This window comes from Vreelandella neptunia (assembly GCF_000712975.1).
GTDB lineage: Bacteria > Pseudomonadota > Gammaproteobacteria > Pseudomonadales > Halomonadaceae > Vreelandella > Vreelandella qaidamensis.
Genome location: NZ_JHQL01000001.1, coordinates 963,820 through 986,349 on the forward strand (window position 1 = coordinate 963,820; position 22,530 = coordinate 986,349).

At 50.7% G+C, this 22,530-nt stretch carries 20 protein-coding genes; 17 read left to right on the plus strand and 3 right to left on the minus strand.

The annotated features are described in order from the left end of the window. The first annotated feature begins 50 nt into the window (after positions 1-50). From dnaX to CR46_RS0104505, 7 genes are read left to right on the plus strand one after another with little or no spacing between them, the layout of a single operon-like run. The gene (gene dnaX / locus CR46_RS0104475) at positions 51-1,967 is read left to right on the plus strand and encodes a DNA polymerase III subunit gamma/tau (RefSeq protein WP_030070306.1); all 1,917 of its coding nucleotides are present in this window, start codon (positions 51-53) and stop codon (positions 1,965-1,967) included. Positions 1,968-2,021: 54 nt separating this feature from the next. Then, a complete protein-coding gene (locus CR46_RS0104480; protein ID WP_030070307.1) occupies positions 2,022-2,348 on the plus strand; it encodes a YbaB/EbfC family nucleoid-associated protein in 327 nt (108 codons plus the stop codon). Between the two features lie 3 nt (positions 2,349-2,351). Then, complete coding sequence (gene recR / locus CR46_RS0104485) at positions 2,352-2,957, plus strand: recombination mediator RecR (protein WP_030070308.1); 606 nt, start codon at positions 2,352-2,354, stop codon at positions 2,955-2,957. Between the two features lie 53 nt (positions 2,958-3,010). Further along, positions 3,011-4,144: a ribonuclease D gene (gene rnd, locus CR46_RS0104490; RefSeq protein ID WP_030070309.1), complete on the plus strand. Its 1,134-nt coding sequence runs from the start codon at positions 3,011-3,013 to the stop codon at positions 4,142-4,144. Continuing rightward, on the plus strand, positions 4,141-4,434 hold the full coding sequence (locus CR46_RS0104495; RefSeq protein ID WP_030070310.1) for a YcgL domain-containing protein: 294 nt from the start codon (positions 4,141-4,143) through the stop codon (positions 4,432-4,434). Before rnd ends, CR46_RS0104495 begins: the two co-directional genes overlap by 4 nt. A gap of 38 nt (positions 4,435-4,472) precedes the next feature. Beyond that, complete coding sequence (locus CR46_RS0104500; protein ID WP_051690111.1) at positions 4,473-5,108, plus strand: acyl carrier protein phosphodiesterase; 636 nt, start codon at positions 4,473-4,475, stop codon at positions 5,106-5,108. Further along, positions 5,089-5,547 (plus strand): YcgN family cysteine cluster protein, encoded by a 459-nt coding sequence (locus CR46_RS0104505; protein WP_030070312.1) that lies wholly within the window; start codon positions 5,089-5,091, stop codon positions 5,545-5,547. The genes CR46_RS0104500 and CR46_RS0104505 overlap by 20 nt, the downstream gene beginning before the upstream one ends. Before the next feature lie 52 nt (positions 5,548-5,599). Here CR46_RS0104505 and CR46_RS18390 read toward each other — a convergent pair whose 3' ends face one another. Together CR46_RS18390 and CR46_RS0104515 are read right to left on the minus strand one after the other, a co-directional pair. Further along, entirely contained in the window at positions 5,600-5,767 is a 168-nt protein-coding gene (locus CR46_RS18390) for a hypothetical protein (RefSeq protein ID WP_198023690.1), read from the minus strand. A gap of 233 nt (positions 5,768-6,000) precedes the next feature. Then, on the minus strand, positions 6,001-8,106 hold the full coding sequence (locus CR46_RS0104515; protein WP_035536251.1) for a S9 family peptidase: 2,106 nt from the start codon (positions 8,104-8,106) through the stop codon (positions 6,001-6,003). A 62-nt stretch (positions 8,107-8,168) separates the two neighbouring features. Here CR46_RS0104515 and CR46_RS0104520 point away from each other — a divergent pair, with 62 nt between their 5' ends. The 8 genes from CR46_RS0104520 to CR46_RS0104555 all read left to right on the plus strand — a co-directional run bounded on the left by CR46_RS0104520 (position 8,169) and on the right by CR46_RS0104555 (position 19,216). Next, positions 8,169-8,594 (plus strand): hypothetical protein, encoded by a 426-nt coding sequence (locus tag CR46_RS0104520; RefSeq protein WP_030070314.1) that lies wholly within the window; start codon positions 8,169-8,171, stop codon positions 8,592-8,594. A 33-nt stretch (positions 8,595-8,627) separates the two neighbouring features. Then, a complete protein-coding gene (locus CR46_RS0104525) occupies positions 8,628-9,413 on the plus strand; it encodes a class II glutamine amidotransferase (RefSeq protein WP_030070315.1) in 786 nt (261 codons plus the stop codon). 185 nt (positions 9,414-9,598) lie between these two features. Further along, positions 9,599-11,272, plus strand: coding sequence for an AMP-binding protein (locus CR46_RS0104530; protein WP_030070316.1), 1,674 nt, complete (start codon positions 9,599-9,601; stop codon positions 11,270-11,272). 99 nt (positions 11,273-11,371) lie between these two features. Further along, positions 11,372-15,403, plus strand: coding sequence for an ATP-dependent RNA helicase HrpA (hrpA, locus tag CR46_RS0104535; protein ID WP_030070317.1), 4,032 nt, complete (start codon positions 11,372-11,374; stop codon positions 15,401-15,403). Positions 15,404-15,510: 107 nt separating this feature from the next. Further along, a complete protein-coding gene (locus CR46_RS0104540; RefSeq protein ID WP_030070318.1) occupies positions 15,511-16,632 on the plus strand; it encodes a beta-ketoacyl-ACP synthase III in 1,122 nt (373 codons plus the stop codon). 76 nt (positions 16,633-16,708) lie between these two features. Then, a complete protein-coding gene (locus CR46_RS0104545; protein ID WP_030070319.1) occupies positions 16,709-17,509 on the plus strand; it encodes an MlaA family lipoprotein in 801 nt (266 codons plus the stop codon). Positions 17,510-17,517: 8 nt separating this feature from the next. After that, on the plus strand, positions 17,518-18,711 hold the full coding sequence (locus tag CR46_RS0104550) for a PP2C family protein-serine/threonine phosphatase (RefSeq protein ID WP_030070320.1): 1,194 nt from the start codon (positions 17,518-17,520) through the stop codon (positions 18,709-18,711). Continuing rightward, complete coding sequence (locus tag CR46_RS0104555) at positions 18,701-19,216, plus strand: STAS domain-containing protein (RefSeq protein WP_030070321.1); 516 nt, start codon at positions 18,701-18,703, stop codon at positions 19,214-19,216. The genes CR46_RS0104550 and CR46_RS0104555 overlap by 11 nt, the downstream gene beginning before the upstream one ends. 166 nt (positions 19,217-19,382) lie before the next feature. Here the strand turns inward: CR46_RS0104555 and tal are convergent, their stop codons facing one another. Continuing rightward, on the minus strand, positions 19,383-20,324 hold the full coding sequence (gene tal / locus CR46_RS0104560) for a transaldolase (protein ID WP_030070322.1): 942 nt from the start codon (positions 20,322-20,324) through the stop codon (positions 19,383-19,385). Positions 20,325-20,532: 208 nt separating this feature from the next. Here tal and CR46_RS0104565 point away from each other — a divergent pair, with 208 nt between their 5' ends. Further along, positions 20,533-21,726: a Bcr/CflA family multidrug efflux MFS transporter gene (locus tag CR46_RS0104565; RefSeq protein ID WP_030070323.1), complete on the plus strand. Its 1,194-nt coding sequence runs from the start codon at positions 20,533-20,535 to the stop codon at positions 21,724-21,726. 48 nt (positions 21,727-21,774) lie between these two features. Next, the gene (locus CR46_RS0104570; protein ID WP_030070324.1) at positions 21,775-22,506 is read left to right on the plus strand and encodes a sulfite exporter TauE/SafE family protein; all 732 of its coding nucleotides are present in this window, start codon (positions 21,775-21,777) and stop codon (positions 22,504-22,506) included. Positions 22,507-22,530: the final 24 nt, after the last annotated feature.

Sequence of the window (22,530 nt, forward strand, 5' to 3'; positions counted from 1 at the left end):
TGGTGCTCTTTTCGCATCGACAGTTAGCCCGCCAAAGGAAGTAGTGCTCAATGAGCTATCAGGTTCTGGCCCGCAAATGGCGGCCGCGTACATTCCACGAGCTCGTGGGCCAGGCCCATGTTCAACGCGCCTTAGTCAATGCCCTTGACCAGGGCCGTCTTCACCACGCTTATCTATTTACCGGCACCCGAGGTGTGGGTAAAACAACCCTTGCGCGTATTCTTGCTAAATGCCTCAACTGCACCGCTAATGGTCGCGGCGATGAAGGCATTACCTCGACGCCCTGCGGTCAGTGCGACAGCTGCCAGGCGATAGATGAAGGTCGGTTTGTTGACTTGATTGAGGTTGACGCTGCTTCGCGAACAAAAGTTGAAGATACCCGCGAGTTGCTTGATAACGTGCAGTATGCGCCAACTCAAGGGCGCTACAAGGTGTACCTGATTGACGAGGTACACATGCTGTCGACCAGTAGTTTTAACGCGCTGTTAAAAACGTTGGAAGAGCCGCCGCCCCATGTGAAGTTCTTGCTGGCCACTACTGATCCGCAGAAGTTGCCTGCCACCGTACTCTCACGCTGCCTTCAATTCACCTTGAAACATATGCCCCCAGAGCGGGTGGTGGAACACCTAACCTATGTTCTGGGTGAGGAAGGCGTTGAGTATGACGAAAGTGCTTTGTGGCTGTTAGGTAAAGCCGCAGAAGGTTCAATGCGCGATGCCATGAGCTTAACCGATCAGGCTATTGCCTTTGGCCAAGGTGCGATTCGCCATGCAGATGTTGCTGCCATGCTGGGTACCTTGGATCATCGCCACGTATTGGCACTGGTGGAAGCCTTGGCAGATGTGGATGTTCAGCGACTGCTAGCTGAGGTTGCGCAGTTATCGGAGCAAGGGCCTGATTTTGCAGCCGTATTGGATGAGTTAAGCGCGGTATTGCATCGTTTGGCGGTAGCGCAGATGGTGCCTGATGCCGTGGATAATAGCCACGGTGATCGAGCGCTTATTCAACAGTTAGCAAACCGTTTTACCGCTGAAGATATTCAGCTTTACTACCAGATTGGTATTCAGGGGCGTGGCGATATGGTGCATGCGCCTGATCTACGTAGTGCCTTGGAGATGACCTTACTGCGTATGTTGGCATTTCGTCCTCAGGGAGTGCCAAAACCGCCTACCACACCGCTACCGCTGCGTCGCGAGCCGCCAGCGTCTGACGTGTCGGATGTCCCTCCTGCGACACAGGCAAGTGCTGCTGCAGAGCCTGTGGCAAAAAAGTTTGAGCCTGCGTCGCCAATGGGTCAGGTTAACGCACCTGACCCCGCTGCTGCGCAGGCGAATGCTGAATCAGACATTGATAAGCCAGCCACTGATGAGGCATCCAGCGCGCTAGATGCTCTTTCGTCAGACCAGGCGCCGCCATGGTCGCTTGATGAGGTAGAGAGTGCGGCTATGCTTGCGCCAGAGCCAGAGCCAGAGCCAGAGCCAGAGCCAGAGCCAGAGCCAGAGCCAGAGCCAGTTTCCTCTGATGTACCTGTTAATGCTGCCAATTCCCAGGATACGGATGGTGATTGTCTCGATCATGCTGGGTGGCTGGCATGCTTTAGTGCGCTTGGGTTGGGCGGTCTTACGCGTAATTTGGCAGCACACTGTCAGCTTGAAAGTGATGATGGTCAGAAGGTAGTGCTACGGCTTGATCCCAGTCAGTCTGCTATGCAAGCTGATGTACACAATAGCCGTATTGAGCGCGCGCTAAGCAGCTATGGGTTACCGCGGCGTGTCGAATTTACAGTGGCTGATTTGGCGCCAGAGCTTGAAACGCCACGTCAGCAGGAAGAGCGTCAGCAGAAAGAGCGTCACTTATTAGCAGTTGATCTATTACACCGCGACCCCAATATACAGAAGCTACAGCAGGCATTTGGGGCTACGCTCATTGAGTCAACCGTTAAACCTGCGTCTGACAAACGTGCTTAGCCGCGATGGTTGACTCGCAATGTTCATATTTTTGTTCCTTAAGGAGATAAGCGCATGTTTAAAGGTGGAATGGGCAACATAATGAAGCAAGCCCAAGAAATGCAGGAGAAGATGCAGCAGGTTCAAGAAGAAGCTGCGAAAGCAGAAGTACATGGCGAAGCGGGCGCGGGTATGGTGAAAATCACCATGAATGGTCGCCATGATGTCATCGATGTCAACATTGACCCCAGTGTTCTTGAAGAAGATAAAGAGCTTCTGGAAGATTTGCTTGCCGCGGCCGTGAATGACGCTGTTCGCAAAGTAGAAGCAAATTCCAAGGCGAAGATGGAAGAAGCAACGGCAGGCTTAAACTTGCCACCCGGCTTTAAGATGCCGTTCTAAACCATGCGTTTTTCCCCGCTTGTTGAGCAACTGATGGACGCTTTTCGCGTATTGCCAGGCGTTGGGCCGAAAACGGCTCAACGTATGGCTATGCATTTACTAGAGCGCGAACGCCCAGGTGGACAGCGGTTGGCGGCGGTAATTCAGCAGGCCATTGAAGAAGTAGGTTATTGTCAGCGCTGCCGTACATTGACCGAAGCGGATATCTGCGTGCTGTGCGAAAGTAGCCGTCGTGATGATTCACTCTTGTGCGTTGTGGAGTCACCTGCTGATCAACTTGCTATTGAGGAGGCGGGCGGCTTTCATGGTCGTTATTTTGTGTTACATGGCCATCTCTCTCCTCTGGATGGTATTGGCCCTGATGCCATCGGCTTAGATTTATTGGAAAGCCTCATCGCAGAGGGCAACATCCGTGAAGTAGTGCTTGCCACCAATCCCACTGTGGAAGGCGAGGCGACAGCACACTTTATTGCTGCCCAACTTTCTCATTACGGTGTCTCTTTCTCTCGGCTCGCCTATGGTGTGCCCATGGGGGGGGAACTTGAGTATGTCGACGGTGGTACGCTAAGCCGCGCCTTTAATGGTCGCCAGCCTTTTGCCAGCGATTGACCCTTACAAAAAACGCAAACGCTTATGCGCTTGTGCCAACCCGGAAGTGTGCTTTGTCCTCTTTAGCCCCCCCGTTGTATCAATGGATTGATAGTGCTGACGCCTTAGATGCTGCTTGCGAGCAAGTCGCCGGTGCCAGTGTCATTGCCCTCGACACTGAATTTTTCCGCGAAAATACATTTTTTCCGGTGCCAGCGCTTGTTCAATTCACCACGGGTGATACGGCTTATTTAGTCGATCCGTTGAGCACGCCCTGTACTGCTGCCTTTCGTGACTTGCTGCAAAATAGCGCCATTAAACTACTGCACGCGTGCAGTGAAGATTTAGAGGTTTTCCAGCATTGGGCAGGCGTATTACCAACACCACTTATCGATACACAGGTTGCGCAGGCTTTTTTAGGTGAAACCCCCGGCATGGGCTATCAAAAACTGGTAGAGCATTGGATGGGAGAAACGCTGCCTAAAGAAGAAACGCGTTCCAACTGGTTAGAACGTCCCTTGACGCCCTCTCAGTGTGAATACGCGGCGTTAGATGTTATTTATTTGCTGAAAGTGTGGAGATTACAAGCTGAAAAGCTTGAGCAACTAGGTCGACGTGAATGGCTTGACGATGAGTGTGCCAGCCTGATTGAGCAGGCGGGACGCAGTGTTGAAAGCGACGGCCAGTGGTATACGCGCCAGCGGCAGTTATGGCGTCTTGATCCCCATCAGCTTGAGGCCTACCGTTTAATGACCATTTGGCGGGAAGGGGAAACCCGGCGCCGTGATTTACCGCGTAACTGGTTAGTCAGCGATAAACTATTGTTTGCGGTAGCGGAAAAAATGCCCAAAAACCGCTATGAGTTGGCCGAGATTGAGGGAGTCAAACCGCCGCTGATTAAAAAAGAGGGCGACACGTTGTTAGCGCTGGTGAAGCAGGCTCAGCACTGCCCTGAAGATAATCTGCCTGCGCGTTGGCCAGATCCAATGCATCCTGCGTTTAAGCGGCGCTTTAAAGCACTAAAAAAAGTGGTGGTTGATAAGGCGGCTGAATTGCAAATAGCGCCGGAAATGCTATTGCGGCGGCGAGATATTGAGGGGCTGGTGATGCAGCGGCTCGCTAATCAGCCGCTAACGCCTCCTGGTGGCTGGCGTCATACTTACCTAACTCAAGAAATTTATCAGGCGCTTGAGGAGTCATCGCAATGAGCGAGAAACTGCTTTGTGAAATTTTAAAAAGCTCACGTAAAGACGAGATGTACCTCTATATAGACAAGCAGAAAGGGTTGTCATCCGTACCCGAGGCGCTAATGGAAACCTTTGGTAAGCCAGTGCCGGTACTGACAATGATATTGACCGCCGACAAAAAGCTGGCTCGGGTGAACGCAGCCGATGTGATGTCCGCCATCCAAGAGCAAGGCTTTTATCTACAAATGCCGCCTGCGAAAGAAGCCTATTTGCTGGATGTTCACCGTGCGCAAGCGGCTAACCGCGAATGAATGTTTTGCTATGAACGTTTTGTTATGAACCTTTTGTTATGAACTTTCTTGCCCATGCTTGGCTTGCCCATTCTGGAAGTGATGAGTTCCTTTACGGAAATCTGATTGCTGACGGTGTGAAGGGGCAAGACCTCACGGCTTGGTCGCCAGAGGTTGCTAGTGGCATACGTCATCATCGCCGCGTGGATGCTTGGATTGACCGGCACCCAAACGTTTTAAAGGCAAAGCGGCGCGCGCCACGCGCTCAGCGGCGTTATGTTGGTATTGCGTTAGATATCGTGTGGGATCATTTTCTTGCTCGTCAACAGGCGGGAGAGCAGCAGCATCAGTTAATTGAGCGCTGCTATCAGCTGTTACAGGCTTGGCCTGCGCCGCAACGCCTGTCTACCATGATGCCACTCATGATTAAGCATGACTGGTTGCACCGATACGCTGATTTTGACTTTACCTGTCGTGCAGTAGCAGGCGTTGGCCAACGGCTATCGGGGCCTAACCGTTTAGCAGAGTTAGTGCCTTGGCTTTACGAAGACTACCCATGCTTAGCAGCCGACTTCTCAGTGTTATGGCAAGAGTGCCGTGCCACGCTAACCAGCAGTGGTGGTACTACGGAGGGTGGAGATTATTTAAAGATGGTGAAAGTAAAGGGAATCAATGATGGTGGCGGCTATGCGTGAGCGCTTCTGGGAAAGATACTCGCTAGAAGAATTAACGCCCCAAGAGTGGGAGGCGTTATGCGATGGCTGTGGCCAATGTTGCTTGTTGAAGCTCCACGACGATGAAACGCAAGAATTGGCAGTGCTTAACGTTGCCTGTCGGTTACTGGATATTCACAGCTGTCAGTGCAGTGACTATGAAAATCGCTTCGATAGCGTACCCGACTGTACGCAACTGACGCCTGAACTTGTCAAAGAGTTTACTTGGCTGCCGCACACATGTGGCTATCGGCGTGTTGCTGAAGGGCGCAAACTAGCAGGATGGCATCCATTACTTAGTAATGATGCGGAGCGCGTTCACAGAAAAGGCGTTAGCGTAAGAAGCTTTGCGGTTTCCCAGGACGATGTACCTGAGCGCCAACTAGAAGATCATATTATCGCAGTATTGCCGATGACTTAAATCCATAAGTCGCCCTCCCTGGCACGTGTCTGACCGCTGGCTAACCAACATGTTAGCTGGCGGTTTTGGTTTTTGTGCTATCCCAAATGGTTAAAAATGCTTCTTTAAACGGCAAAGGCTGTGGTGCTTTTGCTGTTTTTAACGTAGCCAGCTGCTGTGTAGACGCGCGTGTTTTTGGCGAAGTATCCCAAATCGTTGGAAACTGTTCTTTATAGTTCATGGTGTTCTCCTAATTACGTGTTAGATCAAATTGTGCATTAGACATTTGTCTAATGAGTATATGAGTAGTATGGCGTAAAAATTATTTTATGGAAAGTATTTCCATAAAATAATTTGCTGACAAAAAAGCAGCGCCTAAGCGCTGCTTTACACGTTATCTAGGTTAAGTCTTGATATTTTTCTAGTGCTAAAGGCCTCCGCTAGGTCAAATATCTGTGGCGCTTTGGAACAGCGTTAGGGTTGCTGGTGTGTCGTATCCACAGAGACTAATCCAAGAGCCCAGAGAATAAACGCGTCTTGGCGGGCAGTATCTCGCCAAGCTTTGAACCTACCCGATGCACCGCCGTGGCCGCTGGTCATGTCGGTATGTAGCAATACAGGCGAGCTGCCTTGCTGTGCCTCGGTAACGCGGGCATAAAATTTAGCGGGCTCCCAGTAACTGACGCGAGTATCAAACCAACTGCCCTCTATCCACAGCGCTGGGTAGTGCTGAGAGCGAATGTTGTCGACAGGCGAGTAGCCACGGATACGTTCGGCTACTTCTGGGTCTTCAGGGTTACCCCACTCACTATATTCGGCGGTAGTTAGGGGTAATTCTGGGTTCTGCATGGTGCGTAATACATCTAAAAATGGCACCTCTAACACCGCTGCGCAAAACGCCTCAGGCCTGCGATTGATGCAGGTGCCAACTAACAAGCCGCCTGCACTTGCTCCGCAGGCCACGATCCTTTCTGGCTGACTAAATCCTGCGTTTACTAACGCATCGCGGGCCGCTAAAAAGTCATTAAAACTGTTCTCTTTGTGGGCCATTTTGCCGTTGAGATACCACGGTTCGCCTCGCTCACCGCCGCCGCGTACGTGGGCTACTGCAAATGCTGCGCCACGTTCGAGTAGTTCAAGCCGGGCAATTGAGAACCAGGGGTCAAGCGCTTCACCATAAGCGCCGTAACCATACAGCAGCGTTGGGAGTGGTTGGCCAATTAAGTCAGCACGCATAACGATGGATACCGGTACGCGTTCGCCGTCAGCGCTGGTTGCCCATATGCGCTGGCTGACTAGTTGTTCAGGCAGCAGTTGGCCGTAAACAGGGACTTGCTTTAGCAGCGTGCGTTCACCGCTATCAAGGTTTAGCGCATACCAGCTGGGGGGGCGAGTGAATGACTCTTCACGTAGATGTAATGTATTTGCATTGAAGTGTGGCGAATCTTCTAGCAGCTGCGAGCAGGGTGTTTCAGGTAGTTCTATATGCTTATCCAGTGAGAGGTTGTGATCTTTATCTAGCACTAAGCGACGTAACATGACCTGGGCATCTTGATGGCTTCGCTCGGCGATGATTAAACCCCACTCAAACGCATCGATTCCTTCTAAGGTGGTAGCTGCACGGTGGGCTATCAGTGGCTGCCACTCAGGAGCATCGGCACTGTGCTGGGTAATATGCATGAAGTCGAGCTGAAAATGAGGGCCTGCAAGGTTTTGTAAGCGATAAAACGTACCAGGGCGATGTTCAATGCTTACTTCAACACCTGCTTGGCGGGCGTGTAGGCATAGTGGTGAAGCCTGGGGTTGGTTTGCAGGCACCGCATGAATTTCTGTTGTATCTTTTGAACCGCTTTCAATCAGAAGCCATGCTTTCGAACGCGTTTTGCCAATCCCAATCCAGAATTCTGGATCGTTTTCTCGCATGATTAAGGTTGGTTCGGCAAGGCGCTCTGGCGTTGAAAACGGTATCCATACACGCCAGATAGAGTCTGGTCGCTGAGTATCGTCAAAACGGGTAAATAGCAATGTTGCACCATTAGCCGCCTGGTCTTCAGCCCAGCAAACACTTGCGCCGATGTCACTAAGTAACTGTTGTGGTTTTCCGTTTGGCAATGCTTTTAGCCACAGGGTAAAGCGCTCATCTCCTTGAGTGTCTTCTGTCCAGGCGAGCCATTGCTCATCAGGAGAAAGCGCCATATCGCCCATATCATAAAACGGCTGGTCAGCGGCACGATCGCGCACGTCAAGAAAGCACTCGTGTGCATCAGGCTGGCCGTTAGGATGTCGCCACCAGCAAGGGTAATCATCCTCGGCGGCAGTGTTGTTCCAGAACGTAAAATGGTCCAGCGCTGTCTTAAGACTGGTGATCGCCAGCTCGCGGCGCGCTAAGTGGCTTTGATAAAGTGTTTCAGCAAGCGGCCGTAAAGGAGCAAACCATTCAGCATGCTGATGGTTTGCAGCGTCCAAAAAAAGTCTTACATCGGGCGTTTCACGCTCTTCAAGCCAGTGCCATTCTGGAGAATTAGCGCGATAATAATGTGCGACAGGCGAGCCTTCGTGCATACCAGGCTGTGCTTTCATAAATTGATAGGTACCATAGCGGGAAATCAACGTCGGGTGTCTCCACCCACATGAGGGGTATTATGCTGTTTGAAGACTCAATGTCACTGTTGTGGTTAAGTTATTACGTCCTTTCACTGCTAGTGCTAGTCGCTGTTTACTTTGCGATGGCGTTCTTGCCTCGTCTACCACGCTTGCTCATCACCTGGTGTGTGGCGGGGGCGATGTGGATACCAGCAGGATATCGGTTGCCATTGATAGAAGAGGGTGAGTTTTATACCGGCTGGGCGCCGGCAGCCATGGTGTCTGCAGTTGCCTTTTTAGAGGGTAGCATGAGTGCGTTACGCGGTGGTTTGCTTTGGTTAATTCTGGGTGTTGGTTTAGGTGGATGTGTGGGGGTTGCTCTGTGGTGGTGGCGTAGGCCCCAGTTAGTTGAAGAGGCCAATTCACGTCGCGATGTAGAAGAAGATCCGCAACCGACTCGCCGCCGAGAACCAGTCATTAACTAATGCGTGTTCAAGGCGCGATGGTGGAGCCAGCCGATGTGTGAGTTACTGGGCATGAGCGCCAATGTGCCTACCGATATTTGTTTCAGCTTTTCCGGCTTTTTGCATCGTGGTGGGGGTACAGGCCCCCATCGCGATGGGTGGGGTATTGCGTTTTATGAAGAGGGAGGTTACCGGGAATTTCGTGATCCTCATCCTTCTGTTGACTCTCCAATTGCCCGCTTAATCTGTGAATATCCTATCAAATCTAATGTAGTGATCAGCCATATTCGCCAAGCGAATGTAGGTGGTGTGCGGCTGGCAAATACGCATCCGTTCACTCGTGAAATGTGGGGGCGGCCCTGGTGTTACGCTCATAATGGCCAGTTAAGTGATTGGCAACAGCTGCCGCTAGGCGTGTATACCCCGGTAGGTACTACTGACAGTGAGCACGCTTTTTGCTGGCTAATGGGGGAGCTACGTCGCTGCTTTCCCACACCGCCAGCGTCTCCACAACTATTATGGTCGCGGCTGCACGAGTTGTGCGAAGAGTTGCGCGGGTTAGGTGTTTTTAACCTACTGTTATCTGATGGGGTTTACCTATACAGCTATTGCTCAACCAAACTGGCACACATTACCCGCCGCGCGCCCTTTGGTGAGGCAGAGCTATCTGATGCGGAGTTGACGGTTAACTTTATCGAACATACGACGCCTAACGATATTGTCTCTGTGATCGCCACTGAGCCGCTTACTCAAAATGAAGCGTGGCAGCGTATGGTGCCTGGTGAATTATTGGTATGGCGTGAAGGAGAAATCTACGCGCGTTATGGTCATAGCAAATAGGAGGTCGACACAGCGTGAGCGACAGTAGCGAAGGTACGTTTTAAGCTAAAGTTGAAACGCCAGTTTCAATCGATCGTTTTACAGCATGCTGCCTGTCGTATATGGTTGGCTTTTTTAGGCTTGCCACTTTGTCACGTAACAATAACAAGTCGGTCAAATATCGACACGGATAGCGGAGATTGCCCATGAGCGAACACGCCAATGCCCACGTACTACGTGGTCCAGCGCTTGAAGGCTTGGAACAGTACAATTCAGTTACGGATGTCTTTCACTCAGCGGTTAAACGTTTTGCCAGCAAACCAGCCTTTAGCTGCATGGGAAAAACCTTAACATTTGCCGATCTTGATCGACTTTCTGCCAATTTTGCAGCTTGGTTGCAGCATGAAACCGATCTGGTTCCTGGGGATCGGATAGCTATTCAACTGCCTAATGTGCTGCAGTTTCCAGTGGCGGTGTTTGGTGCATTAAGAGCGGGCCTAGTGGTTGTCAATACCAACCCGCTTTACACTGAGCGTGAGATGGCGCACCAGTTTAAAGACTCAAATGCCAAGGCCATTGTGATTTTAGCCAACATGGCAGATAAACTTGAGAAAGTGTTGGATAGAACAGATATCCAACACGTATTGGTGACTCAACTTGCCGATCTGCACGACGTGCCGAAGCGTTGGCTAATCAACGCCGTTGTTAAACACGTCAAAAAAATGGTGCCTGCCTATTCGTTACCTAGCGCTGTTGGCTTTCGTGATGCACTGAAAAAAGGCGCGTCGTTACACCATACCGAGGTGCAACGCACCATGGATGATGTAGCAGCACTGCAATACACTGGTGGCACCACCGGCATGCCTAAAGGCGCTATGCTGACCCACTGTAACTTAGTGGCCAATATGCTTCAGGCCCGTGCCGCCATTGGTGAACACTTAACTGACGGTGAAGAACTCGTAGTTGCACCATTGCCGGTTTATCACATCTATACGTTTACCGTTAACTGTTTGTTCCTCATGGAAACAGGCAATCACTCGCTATTGATTACTAACCCTCGCGATTTACCGAGCTTTGTTAAAGAGCTTAAGGGGTTGCCATTTACCGGTTTTATTGGTCTGAATACGCTGTTTAATGCGCTGTGTAACCGAGATGACTTTAAACAGCTCGATTTTTCAAAGCTAAAGCTGACCATTTCAGGCGGCATGGCGCTTACCAAAGCGGCTGCTAAACGCTGGGAAGAAACGACAGGTTGTCCAATTGCGGAAGGCTACGGGCTAACGGAAACATCGCCCATTGTTAGCTTTAATCCGACCAACGCTATCCAGCTTGGCACCATCGGTAAGCCTGTTGCAGGTACTGCTGTTAAAGTGGTTGATGCGGATGGAAATGATGTGTTGGCGTTAGGTGAACCCGGTGAGCTCTGCGTGAAAGGGCCGCAGGTGATGAAAGGCTATTGGCAGCGGGAAGATGAAACGCGTAACTCCATTGATGAAGATGGCTGGTTTCACACAGGTGATATCGCCATATTGCAAGACGACGGCTACATCAAAATTGTTGATCGCAAAAAAGATATGATTCTGGTATCTGGTTTTAATGTATACCCAAATGAAGTAGAAGATGTGGTCGCTGCTCACCCTGACATTCTGGAATCTGCGGCAGTTGGCGTGCCGGATGAAGATTCAGGAGAAGCGATTAAACTGTTTGTTGTTTCCAAAAACAGTGAGTTAGACGCCGAGACGTTGCGTAAGTGGTGTAAAAAAGAGCTGACCGGCTACAAAGTGCCGAAGTTTGTCGAGTTTCGTGATGAGCTTCCTAAAACCAACGTTGGTAAGGTGCTGCGTCGCCAGCTCCGCGATCAGGAAACTAACGACGCTTAAGCACCTGTTGCACTGGCTAATCGCTGCGGTTAGGTGTCCTGTTAGTGAAAGCGTTACAATGGTCGGCCCACTCATGCAGTGGGCCGATTTTATTCTGAGATGGAAGCCGAGCCTAACGTGACCACCGACACGCACTCTCCCCACGCAGAAACCCAACAACATGCTGAAAGACAAGCAGTTCCACCACTTAATGTTTTAGAAAAAGCGCTAAGCGACGTGATGCTGCGTGACGCTCAGCGGTTAGCACGCCGTGTGGATGGCCTTAAAAGGCGTCAGCGGGATAACAAGCCGATTGACCGCGGCGTACAGGAGATTCAGCGTGACCTAGAGAAAGCTAAACGTCTGCTGGCTAATCGTGAAGCATTGAAGGTGGCGCTGGATTATCCTGCAGAACTGCCCGTGGTAGAGCGGCGTGAGGATATCTTAACGGCCATTCGCGACCATCAGGTAGTGGTCGTGGCGGGGGAAACGGGTTCAGGGAAAACCACTCAGCTGCCTAAGATGTGCCTAGAGCTTGGACGTGGTCGAAAAGGCATTATTGGACATACTCAGCCCCGGCGCTTGGCGGCACGCAGTGTGGCCGGACGGTTAGCGGAAGAAATGAGCGTAGCGCTTGGTGAGCAGGTGGGCTACCAAGTGCGCTTTAATGACCAAAGCTCTCCTAATACGCTCGTCAAGTTAATGACGGATGGGATCTTGCTAGCAGAAACCCAGCATGATCCCTTGCTGCTGCGTTATGACACGCTGATTATTGATGAAGCGCATGAGCGCAGTCTTAATATCGATTTTTTGTTAGGTTATCTAAAGCGCCTGCTGCCGAAACGTCCAGATTTAAAAGTCATTATTACCTCTGCCACCATTGATGTGAACCGCTTCGCTGCCCACTTTGGCAGTATTAAGACGCCTGCGCCAGTGGTAGAAGTGTCTGGGCGTACCTTTCCTGTAGAGGTTCACTACCGCCCGCTGGCGCGCAGCGAAGAGGATGAAGAGGATCGCACGTTGCAAGAGGGCATTTTGCATGCAGTGCGTGAAATCGAATCCATCGAACGTGAAAAAGGCTGGCTGCATGGCCCACGGGACGTGCTGGTGTTTCTACCAGGGGAGCGGGAAATTCGTGAGACGGCCGATACTCTGCGACGGGCTGACTTAACCGGTACTGAAATTCTGCCGCTATACGCTCGGCTCTCTAATGAAGAGCAAAATCGCATCTTCGCTTCCCATCGTGGGCGGCGCATTGTGTTGGCTACTAATGTGGCTGAAACGTCACTCACTGTGCCGGGGATTCGCTATGTGATTGACCCAGGCTTGGTGCGTATCAGCCGCTATAGCTACCGTGCAAAAATACAGCGCTTGCCGATTGAGCCGATTAGCCAGGCCAGTGCCAATCAGCGTAAAGGGCGCTGCGGCCGTGTTGCGGAAGGAGTGTGCATTCGTCTTTATGATGAAGAAGACTTCTTGTCGCGGCCAGGGTTTACCGACCCAGAAATTCAGCGCACCAATTTAGCGTCGGTCATTCTTTCTATGCTGGCGCTGAAGCTTGGTAGTATTGAAGCATTCCCCTTTGTTGACCCACCCGACAGCCGGTTCGTAAAAGATGGCTTTCGTTTGCTGTTTGAACTAGGGGCGGTAGACAACCAGCAGCGCCTGAGCCCGCTGGGGCGCAAGCTAGCTAAGCTACCCATTGACCCACGCCTAGCGCGCATGGTGCTGGCGGGTGCTGAGCGGGGTAGCCTGCGGGATGTGCTGATTGTGGTCTCAGCCCTGGCGATACAAGATCCTAGGGATCGACCGGCCGACAAACGCCAAGCGGCAGATCAGGCGCATCAGCGCTGGCATGACCCGGATTCTGATTTTGTCGCGCTACTCAATCTGTGGCACGGCATCGAAAATGCCCGCGAGACGCTTTCGGGTAACCAACTGCGTCGCTGGTGCCGTGAGCACTATATTAACTACCTGCGTATGCGCGAATGGCATGATACGTTCCGTCAGTTGCGACAGCTGCTGCGCGATATGGAGATTGTGGTACCTGCTCCGCCACCCAAAGATGAAGACGAAAGTGAAGAGCAGGCCAAGCAAGTGCGTCGCAAAACGTCTGGCAAGCTGCACCAAGCACTGCTATCTGGGCTGCTGTCTAACCTGGGTACGCTGCTGGAAAACCGCGAGTACTTGGGGGCGCGTAATCGTAAGTTTATGATTCACCCCGGTTCAGGGCTGGCGAAAAAAACGCCTAAGTGGATAATGGCGTTTGAACTGATTGAAACTACTAAATTGTTCGCCCGTACAGTGGCGAAAATTGACCCCCAGTGGATTGAGCCTCAAGCCCAACACTTAGTGAAAAGCAGCTACAGCGAGCCTCACTGGGAAATGAAACGTGCCCAGGTAGTTGCGTTCGAGCAAGTAACGCTGTTCGGCCTACCCATTGTTGCTCGCCGCCGGGTGCATTACGGCCCTATTGCGCCTCAAGAGTCGCGGGAGCTGTTTATTCGCCGAGCGCTAGTGGAGGGCGAATTTCAGACAAAGGGAGAGTTTTTTGCCCATAACCGAGCGCTGGTTGAAGAAGTTGAGGCGCTTGAGAATCGTGCACGTCGGCGCGATATTCTGGTCGATGAAGAGACGTTGTTTGCTTTTTATGACGAACGCATTCCTCACGATATCGTTAATGGCAAAGGGTTTGAACACTGGCGTAAGCAGGCAGAGCGTGAGTCTCCAGATTTACTAAAATTTGATATCGAGGCGCTGAAAGCGCGCGATGCTAACGACGTTACTCAGGCGCAATATCCCGATCATCTAACACTGGCAGGTGTTGCCTACCCAGTCAGCTATCACTTTGATCCTGATGCAGAAGATGACGGGGTGACGCTGACAGTGCCCGCTGCCATGTTGCCGCAGTTGCCTGTGTATGCCCTTGAATGGTTAGTGCCCGGGCTGCTGCGCGAAAAGTGTATTGCACTACTTAAATCACTGCCAAAAAGCATCCGTCGGCAGGTGGTGCCTATTCCCGATTGGGTGGATGCTGCGCTGGAGACGCTGACACCGGACCAGCGCCCGCTAACTGAGGCATTGGGTGAGTTTATTCGGCGTCGAACGGGCACACGGGTACACCCTGATGACTGGCGCTTAGACCTGCTAGCACCCCATTTAATCATGAATGTGCGCGTTGTCGATCACGCTGGTAAAACGCTAGGCCAGGGGCGTGACGTGCGCGCCCTGGAAAGACGCTTTGAAGAAGCCGCCAGTATGGGGGCCCAGGCGTTAGCAGAGCAGGCTAATCAGGCCCCGACGCTTGAAGGTTTGCCTAGTGAGCCGCTGCCTGAATCTCGAGTGACGACCCAGGCGGGTATACGTGTTGAAGCTTACCCGGCGCTGGTGGCTGAAGAGTCGCGTTTCAAAGTAGCGCTTTTTGACCATCCTGCGAAAGCTGCGGCGGCCCATCAAATGGGTGTGGCACGTTTAGCGATCGCACAACAGCCGGATCAGGTTAAAGCGATTAAACGCTTGCCTGGCGTGGAAAAATGCGCATTGTTGTTTGCCAAGGTAGGAAGCAAGAACGCGTTGGTTGATGATCTTCTGCTAGCAGTGTTTACTCAAGTAGTGGCTCAACATCCCCTGCCACGTTCTGAGAGAGCTCTTAAAGAACGTATGCAAGCTTCAGAAGCAAGTTTGCTAGCGCATGCGCAGATATTGTTGACCCATGTCGAGGCAGCGCTTAAAGGGCATCTGGCAGTAACTAAAATTTTAAAAGGCAAGCTCAACTTTGCGTTGGCGCTTGTTTACAGTGATGTCAGCGCGCAGATGCAGCGCTTGGTTTACCCTGGTTTTATTCGCGATGCAGGCGAGTGGTTAACGGAGTATCCTCGCTATACCGAGGCTGCGTTGATCCGGCTTGAAAAAGCAGCACGAGAGCGAGGGCGCGACCAAATGTTAATGCATGATGTCCAAGCATTAGAAACACGCTTTGATGCGCGCCGTAAAAGCGAACGTCGAGGCGATGCGGAAGACCCTGAGTTAGTGGCCTTCGGCTGGTGGATTCAGGAGTTAAGAGTGTCTCTATTTGCTCAGCAGTTAGGCACTAAAATGCCGGTATCGGTAAAACGCCTTGAAAAGCGTTGGGAAGAGATTGTTAGCGTTTAACGCCTGCCGTAATACGATAATAGGGCTGTGCATTAAGCTGATGTACCAAGATAGCAATATTGTTTGACAGCCAGCGACTCTCAGCAAGCTGCTAAAAGGAGAAAGGCATGACACATGTGGTGATTACCGGTACTGGACTCTACACACCGGAACACGCCATTGATAACGCGTCGTTGGTGAAAGCATTTAACGCGTGGGTGGACAGCCAGAATGCTCATTATGCTGATGCAATTGCACGTGGTGAACGAGAGCCGTTGTCACATTCAAGCAGCGAGTTTATTGAAAAAGCTTCCGGTATAAAAAGCCGTTACGTGTTGGACGCCTCGGGAATTCTTGACCCAGTGCGTATGCGGCCTAAACTGCCACAGCGTAGTAATGACGAGCCGTCTCTCCAGTGTGACATGGCGATTCAAGCGGCACGTCAAGCGTTGGCCGCAGCCAAAGTTGATGCTGCTGATATTGAGCTTGTTATTGTGGCGTGTTCAAACCTGGAGCGTGCCTATCCAGCCGTAGCCGTCGAAGTACAGCAAGCGCTTGGTGCCGGTGGTTATGGTTTTGATATGAACGTAGCATGTAGTTCTGCCACCTTTGCACTGGAAACAGCGGCCAATGCCATTGCATCAGGTAGCGTTAAGCGGGCACTCATTGTAAACCCAGAAATTTGTTCAGCCCATCTCAACTTTACAGATCGAGACAGCCACTTTATTTTTGGTGATGCTTGTACAGCTATGGTGCTAGAAAGTAGTGACTGTGCGGTGGCAAATGAGCAGTATGAAATATTGGGTACGCGTTTGGTGACTAAGTTCTCTAACGCGATCCGTAACAACGCGGGCTTTTTGAATCGCGTTACTGACAGCGATCCGCTGGCGCTAGATAAGCTGTTTGTACAAGAAGGGCGACGGGTTTTCCGCGAAGTGTGCCCTATGGTAGCTCAATTGATTTCAAGTCATTTAGCTTCTTTAGAGTTGTCTGGAAGCGATTTGAAACGCATGTGGCTACACCAAGCTAACCGTCATATGAATGACCTAATTGCGCGTAAAGTATTGGGCGTTGAACCCAGTGAAGCACAAGCGCCGATTATTCTGGATCGCTATGCTAATACCAGCTCAGCGGGGTCAATTATTGCCTTTCACCTGCATCGTGATCAGTTTGAAAGCGGTGATATTGGGGTGATTTGTTCGTTTGGCGCCGGCTACAGTGCCGGTAGCGTTGTGTTACGTCGTCACTGATAGTGGTGTTTTATTCATTGTTTTAAGCGTGAATCGCTACCAACAACACGCTCCATATGCTGAAAGAGGAATTGTCATGCTTGGGTTATTAGCAAAGCATAAACGCGCACTTAGTTGGCGCTACAAGGGATTGCCTGTCTTGCTACTAGCCATATTAAGCATGAGCGGATGCGCCAGTTCAGGACCTAATGTTAGTGAACAAGCTCATCCCGAAGATCCTTGGGAAGGGTTTAACCGTCGGGTGTTTGTTTTTAACGACGTTTTAGATCGTTATACGCTCAAGCCGTTAGCACAAGGTTATCAAACGGTTACTCCTGGCCCTATACAAACTGGTGTCGGTAATTTTTTCTCTAACCTAAGTGAAGTACGCACTGCATTAAACAGTTTGCTCCAGGGCAAGCCTGCTAATGCAGGTTTAGCTACTTCACGCTTTTTAATTAACTCGACCGTTGGTATAGGCGGGCTGTTAGATTACGCTACGTTGATGGAAATCAACGCTGATAAAGAAGATTTTGGTCAAACGCTGGCGGTATGGGGCTGGGAGGACTCGCGCTATTTAGTGCTGCCACTGCTAGGTCCTCGCACATTAAGAGACACCACCGGATTGCCGTTTGATATTGCTGCCCATCCTATTACCTATATGGATGACCATACGCTTAGAGCTGGCTTGACGGCACTGGATATTATCCATATTCGTGCTGGGTTGCTTGACCAAGAAGCATTGATTAGTGGCGACCGTTACCGCTTTATTCGCGATGCCTTCTTACAACGCCGTCAATTTGAAATTAATGATGGTGAACTTGGGGATGACCCATTTGCCATGGACGATTTTGAATTCGATGATACCGATTTTGGTGACGACGATTTCGCCGATTGAGGCTTAATATGGATCATTCTAAGCAGTTGATCGCGGTGATCGATGAGCCGGGGCAAGAGCGTGATGCGTTAGCGGAAGCGATCACATGTGATGGCCTATGGGTATTTGCAGCGGAGAATATTGATAATTTGCCCGCTGATACTGCACTGATTGTTGCTCATGCAAGGGCAGTGCCGCGCCAACACTGGTCGCAGCTTACCAATCGCTTGCCCACTCTGGTTGTTAGCGATTCTCGTCAAGATGCTGATTTGATTAAGGCAGTTGACGTTGGTTTAGTGGATTATATTGTTCATCCACTACGTCACGCGGAACTGTTGCGTCGGATGATTCGCAAAGCCATTGAGCTTCACACTCTGGCTCAGGAGCGAGATCGAGACCGAGAGCGGTTGGCGGAACTAAACGAAAGCCTGGAAACGCACTTGGCCTTGCTGCGAATGGATCAGCAGAGCGGCGGACATATTCAGCGGCGTTTACTGCCGATTCATCCCAAAGTCATCAACGGAGTGTATTACGATTATTGGTTTGCGCCTTCGCTGTATTTATCAGGTGATTTCCTTGACTATCAGCGTTATAACGACCGCTACAGCGCGTTTTATTTTGCCGATGTGTCAGGCCATGGCGCGTCATCTGCGTTCGTTACTGTGCTGCTCAAATATCTGTGTAACCGTTGGTTGAATGAGTGGGATGGGCAATCGCCAGAACAGCTGGCGCCAAATTGGTTGGCGGCATTAAACCGAGAATTGCAGGACACGGATATTGGTAAACACGCGACCTTATTTGTTGGTGTTATTGACCATGAGGCTCGTAAGCTTCACTATTCGCTTGGCGCGCAGCTTCCTATGCCGTTGCTGGTATCGGGTGGTAAACTAGCGCGTCTGGAAGGTGAGGGAATGCCAGTAGGTCTTTTTCCAGATGTAGAGTATCCTTCGCTCAGCTGTGCTTTACCGGCCGATTTTCATTTATGGCTGTGTTCAGATGGTGTATTGGAATGCTTGCCGGGTAAGACGCTCGACACGCGGCTCAAGGAACTTGAGCAATTAGTAAGCGAAAGTGTCACGCTTGAGCAGTTGCGCGATCGGTTAGCTAATACCAACTCGCTTCTTATAGAAGGCGATGCGGATGATGAGGCGAACCAGGACCGCGATGCTTTACCCGATGACCTGACAATCATGATGGTGAGCGGATTTGGTCATGCTGATTGAAGAAGGCCGCATTAAAGCGGCGTTCGATTCCGGTGTTTTTGTTTTAAAATTATGCGGTGATGTACGCTTAACGCTGTGCGCTACCCTTGATACCCAAGCTCAACGCCTTGCGGAAACGCCAGGGCTGACGGCGGTGCTAATTGACCTGCGAGAAGCAACGAATGTTGATTCGACAGCGTTGGGTTTTCTTGCCAAAGTGGCAATGGCAGTAAAAGGGCGTTTAGAGCAACCTCCCACCATCATTGCTGATAACCCTGACGTGCGGCAAATGCTGGATGTGATGGGGTTTGCACGCTTTTTTACGTTGATGGAAGCACCTTTGCAGCAAGCGTCAAAATTAACGTTGGCACTCGAAGACTTACCTGCTGAGCCAGCTGATGAGGAAGGATTGCGTGAGCGTATTTTAGAGGCCCATCGAATTTTGATGCATATGAACGAGCACAACCGCGAACAGTTTCAACCGCTTGTGGAAATGCTCGAAGCGCAAAACACCACAGCCCATTAACACGTCATCAGCGTACATATTGCAAAAAACTCGATCTTTATTAAGGAAGTGCCCTCTAAGAAAACATTCCTAGAGGGCCTTTTTGATTGTGTTGCCTTCTGTTTTGTCTCAGTAGCCTATTTCTGTATCAGTAGCTTCTAGTTCCACAAGGCAAAAAGTAGATAAATTAGCTATTACGAAGTGTGCTAAGCAGCTCTTCAAGTTTTCGCTGGTCAGCCATAAATTTGCGTATGCCTTCTGCCAGTTTGTCCGTCGCCATCTCATCTTCATTCATTGCCCAACGAAAATCCTGCTGAGATAACGCCTCGCTCGGTACGCTGCTAGCAGCTTGGGGGGGAATAAGCTGTTGCGGCAAATCGCCTTTAAGTTCGTCTAGCTCGTTGAGTAATGCAGGGGATATCGTTAAACGATCACAGCCGGCCAATGCTTGAATCTCACCTACGTTTCTGAAGCTTGCGCCCATCACGATGGTAGGGTAGCCATGGTCTTTGTAGTACTCGTAAATACGCTTGACAGACTGCACGCCCGGATCATTGGCTCCACTAAAATCTGTGTCAGGATTTTTGGCTTTATGCCAGTCGAGAATACGGCCCACGAACGGTGAAATAAGCGTTGCACCAGCATCTGCACAGGCTTGCGCCTGGGCAAAGCCAAATAACAAGGTCAAGTTTGTACGAATACCATCACGCTCAAGTTGACGAGCGGCTTGGATGCCCTCCCAGGTCGAGGCCATTTTGATCAAAATACGCTCAGGTCCCACACCATGCTGTGCATAGCGCTCAATCAGTGAGTGCGCCTTGGCAATAGTGGCATCACGATCAAACGATAGTCGGGCACTGACTTCAGTTGATACATAGCCGGGTACCAGCTCGCTGATTTCGCTACCGATATCAACAGCGACACGATCTACTGCATCTTCGAGATTGATGCTTTCTTTAGCAATGCTAGCCAGGCGTGCGCGTCGATCTTCTTGTTGAGCCGCTTGCAGGATAAGTGATGGATTGGTGGTGGCATCTTGCGGCTGAAAACGGCGGATAGCCTCAAGGTCGCCGGTGTCAGCGACCACCGTAGTCATCTTTTTTAATTGAGTTAGTAGGCTAGTAGCCATGCACCGCTCCTTAGTTGTCTTTTAGATAGCTGTCGTTGAGATCGTAATGGTTGAGATAGTAATGGTTGAGATCGTAATCATCGGACTACTTTAGCAAGGCCATTGCGCAGCGAACAGAGACCGACAAACGAATTGAAATCGATTATAATTAGCGTCCTATCTATTCAGCGGCATTCTCTGCTGTTTAGTGCCCACTTCAAGGATATTTATGGAACTTGATCCTCGTCGGGTGGCGCTGTTGGTGGCGGCCAATACAGCGCTTGCGCCGTTTGCAATTGATGCTTATTTACCTGCCATGGGGATACTGGCTGAAAATATCAATGCGAGTATTCATCATACTGAACTCTCTATCAGTATGTTCTTATTTGGTTTTGCAATAGGTCAGCTGTGCTTTGGACCACTGTCAGATCGGATTGGGCGTAAGCCTGTTTTACTCAGCGGTTTGGTGGTGTTTATGCTTGCAAGCCTAATGATCACTACCGTGGATAGTTTGTCTTCCTTGTTGGCATGGCGATTCATTCAAGCGCTGGGCGGAGGTGCCTGTGTGGTTAACTCGGCAGCGATTGTGCGCGACTGCTTTAGCGGACGTGAAGCCGCTAAGGTCATGTCAACAATGGCGATGATTATGATGCTAGCACCATTGGTCGCTCCTGCGGTGGGCAGTCTCTTGCTACACGTTGCCGGGTGGTGGTTGATCTTTGTATTTTTGGCCGCTTATGCAGGATTTTTGCTTTGGCTGTTAGGCACGCGTTTACCCGAGACGCGAGATACGAACCTGCCCGCTGCTTCGCCGCGCCAAGTTATACGTAACTACGCTAGCGTGCTGCGTCATAAAGAGGGGATGGGCTATATATGCGCCGTCGCAGCCTCATTCGCTGGGCTGTTTGCTTTTGTAACGGCTTCTCCATTTTTATACTTAGACTACTTCTCGTTATCGCCTAGCGTTTACCCACTAGTATTTGGCGTCAATGTCCTTGTGATTGCGTTATCTAATCGCGTCAATATTCATTTGCTGCGTAAGCGCTCGCCTCAGCAGAATTTAAGACTTGGGTTAACCATTCAGCTCATTGCAGCGCTAGGGCTGGTAACAGTGACAGCCCTTAATCTCGCGTCGCTTTATGTAGTGGTTCCGCTGATCATGCTGTTTACCGGCATGATTGGCTTGATCACGCCAAATGCCATCTCTGCGCTACTCGATCATTTTGGACATATTAGTGCCACAGCAACTGCCTTGCTGGGCGGCATCCAGTTTAGCTGTGGGGCTATTGCTGGGGTGATGGTGGGTTTATTCCAAGTAGAGCACCTGTGGCCAATGGTGCTCACAATGTTAGTAGCCGCGCTGCTAGGTAATATCGGCGTTAGAAAACTGACAAGTAAGCCTACGTACGATGTTTCGTACTAATGTTGTTCTGTTGAATGATTCTAGCGTAAGGGCAAGATGGTCGATTTAATGAATAACCTGTTGTCATGGATGGATATGCCGCTTGATATATGGCTTTCTTGCTCAGCCGTATTGATGCTGGGAGCTTTCGTACAGCGTGCCACAGGCTTCGGTTTAGCAGTGGTAGGGGCGCCGCTACTACTAATGCTAGAGCCACGCTTGGTGCCGGTTGTTTTAGTGCTGTTTGGATTCACCGTTTCATTACTAATGGTGCGCCACTATTGGCAAGAAGTACGCCTTGATGCGATAGGCGTTGCATTAATTGGCCGCTTGCCGGGGAACGCATTGGGTATTTGGTTATTGTTGGCTGCTCCGTTAGTAATATTGGAAAAGCTGATCGCTGCTATCGTGCTGTTTGCTGTAGCAGTAACACTGTTTCGTTTCCATCCCCCTGTGAACCGTGTGACGCTGTTCCTAGCTGGCGTTCTATCAGGTATCTTCGGCACGGTGGCTGCCATCGGTGGCCCTCCTATTGTCCTGCTAATGCATGGCTTCCCAGCGGATCGTCTACGCGGCAATTTAGCTGCTTTCTTTATTTTGACGTCTCTTTTAACGCTGGCAACGCTAGGGTTAGCAGGTCAGGTGTCTGCTTGGCATTTTAAATTGGCTTTAACATTTCTACCTGCAGTGCTAGTTGGTAACGCGTTGGCAGATACGATTGCTCATCGGTTGGATAGGCGATTGTTGCAGGGAGCTTCGCTTGGACTATGCACGCTAGCGGCGTTGGGGCTGTTAATTTAGTACGGGGTATGCGGTATTTCGGAC

Bases quoted from the DNA above. Each gene is read 5' to 3' on its own strand.
- dnaX (WP_030070306.1), top strand. From the start codon at position 51: ATGAGCTATCAGGTTCTGGCCCGCAAATGGCGGCCGCGTACATTCCAC.
- CR46_RS0104480 (WP_030070307.1), top strand. From the start codon at position 2,022: ATGTTTAAAGGTGGAATGGGCAACATAATGAAGCAAGCCCAAGAAATG.
- recR (WP_030070308.1), top strand. From the start codon at position 2,352: ATGCGTTTTTCCCCGCTTGTTGAGCAACTGATGGACGCTTTTCGCGTA.
- CR46_RS0104495 (WP_030070310.1), top strand. From the start codon at position 4,141: ATGAGCGAGAAACTGCTTTGTGAAATTTTAAAAAGCTCACGTAAAGAC.
- CR46_RS0104500 (WP_051690111.1), top strand. From the start codon at position 4,473: ATGAACTTTCTTGCCCATGCTTGGCTTGCCCATTCTGGAAGTGATGAG.
- CR46_RS0104505 (WP_030070312.1), top strand. From the start codon at position 5,089: ATGGTGGCGGCTATGCGTGAGCGCTTCTGGGAAAGATACTCGCTAGAA.
- CR46_RS18390 (WP_198023690.1), bottom strand. From the start codon at position 5,767: ATGAACTATAAAGAACAGTTTCCAACGATTTGGGATACTTCGCCAAAA.
- CR46_RS0104515 (WP_035536251.1), bottom strand. From the start codon at position 8,106: ATGAAAGCACAGCCTGGTATGCACGAAGGCTCGCCTGTCGCACATTAT.
- CR46_RS0104520 (WP_030070314.1), top strand. From the start codon at position 8,169: ATGCTGTTTGAAGACTCAATGTCACTGTTGTGGTTAAGTTATTACGTC.
- CR46_RS0104525 (WP_030070315.1), top strand. From the start codon at position 8,628: ATGTGTGAGTTACTGGGCATGAGCGCCAATGTGCCTACCGATATTTGT.
- CR46_RS0104530 (WP_030070316.1), top strand. From the start codon at position 9,599: ATGAGCGAACACGCCAATGCCCACGTACTACGTGGTCCAGCGCTTGAA.
- hrpA (WP_030070317.1), top strand. From the start codon at position 11,372: ATGGAAGCCGAGCCTAACGTGACCACCGACACGCACTCTCCCCACGCA.
- CR46_RS0104540 (WP_030070318.1), top strand. From the start codon at position 15,511: ATGACACATGTGGTGATTACCGGTACTGGACTCTACACACCGGAACAC.
- CR46_RS0104545 (WP_030070319.1), top strand. From the start codon at position 16,709: ATGCTTGGGTTATTAGCAAAGCATAAACGCGCACTTAGTTGGCGCTAC.
- CR46_RS0104550 (WP_030070320.1), top strand. From the start codon at position 17,518: ATGGATCATTCTAAGCAGTTGATCGCGGTGATCGATGAGCCGGGGCAA.
- CR46_RS0104555 (WP_030070321.1), top strand. From the start codon at position 18,701: ATGCTGATTGAAGAAGGCCGCATTAAAGCGGCGTTCGATTCCGGTGTT.
- tal (WP_030070322.1), bottom strand. From the start codon at position 20,324: ATGGCTACTAGCCTACTAACTCAATTAAAAAAGATGACTACGGTGGTC.
- CR46_RS0104565 (WP_030070323.1), top strand. From the start codon at position 20,533: ATGGAACTTGATCCTCGTCGGGTGGCGCTGTTGGTGGCGGCCAATACA.
- CR46_RS0104570 (WP_030070324.1), top strand. From the start codon at position 21,775: ATGAATAACCTGTTGTCATGGATGGATATGCCGCTTGATATATGGCTT.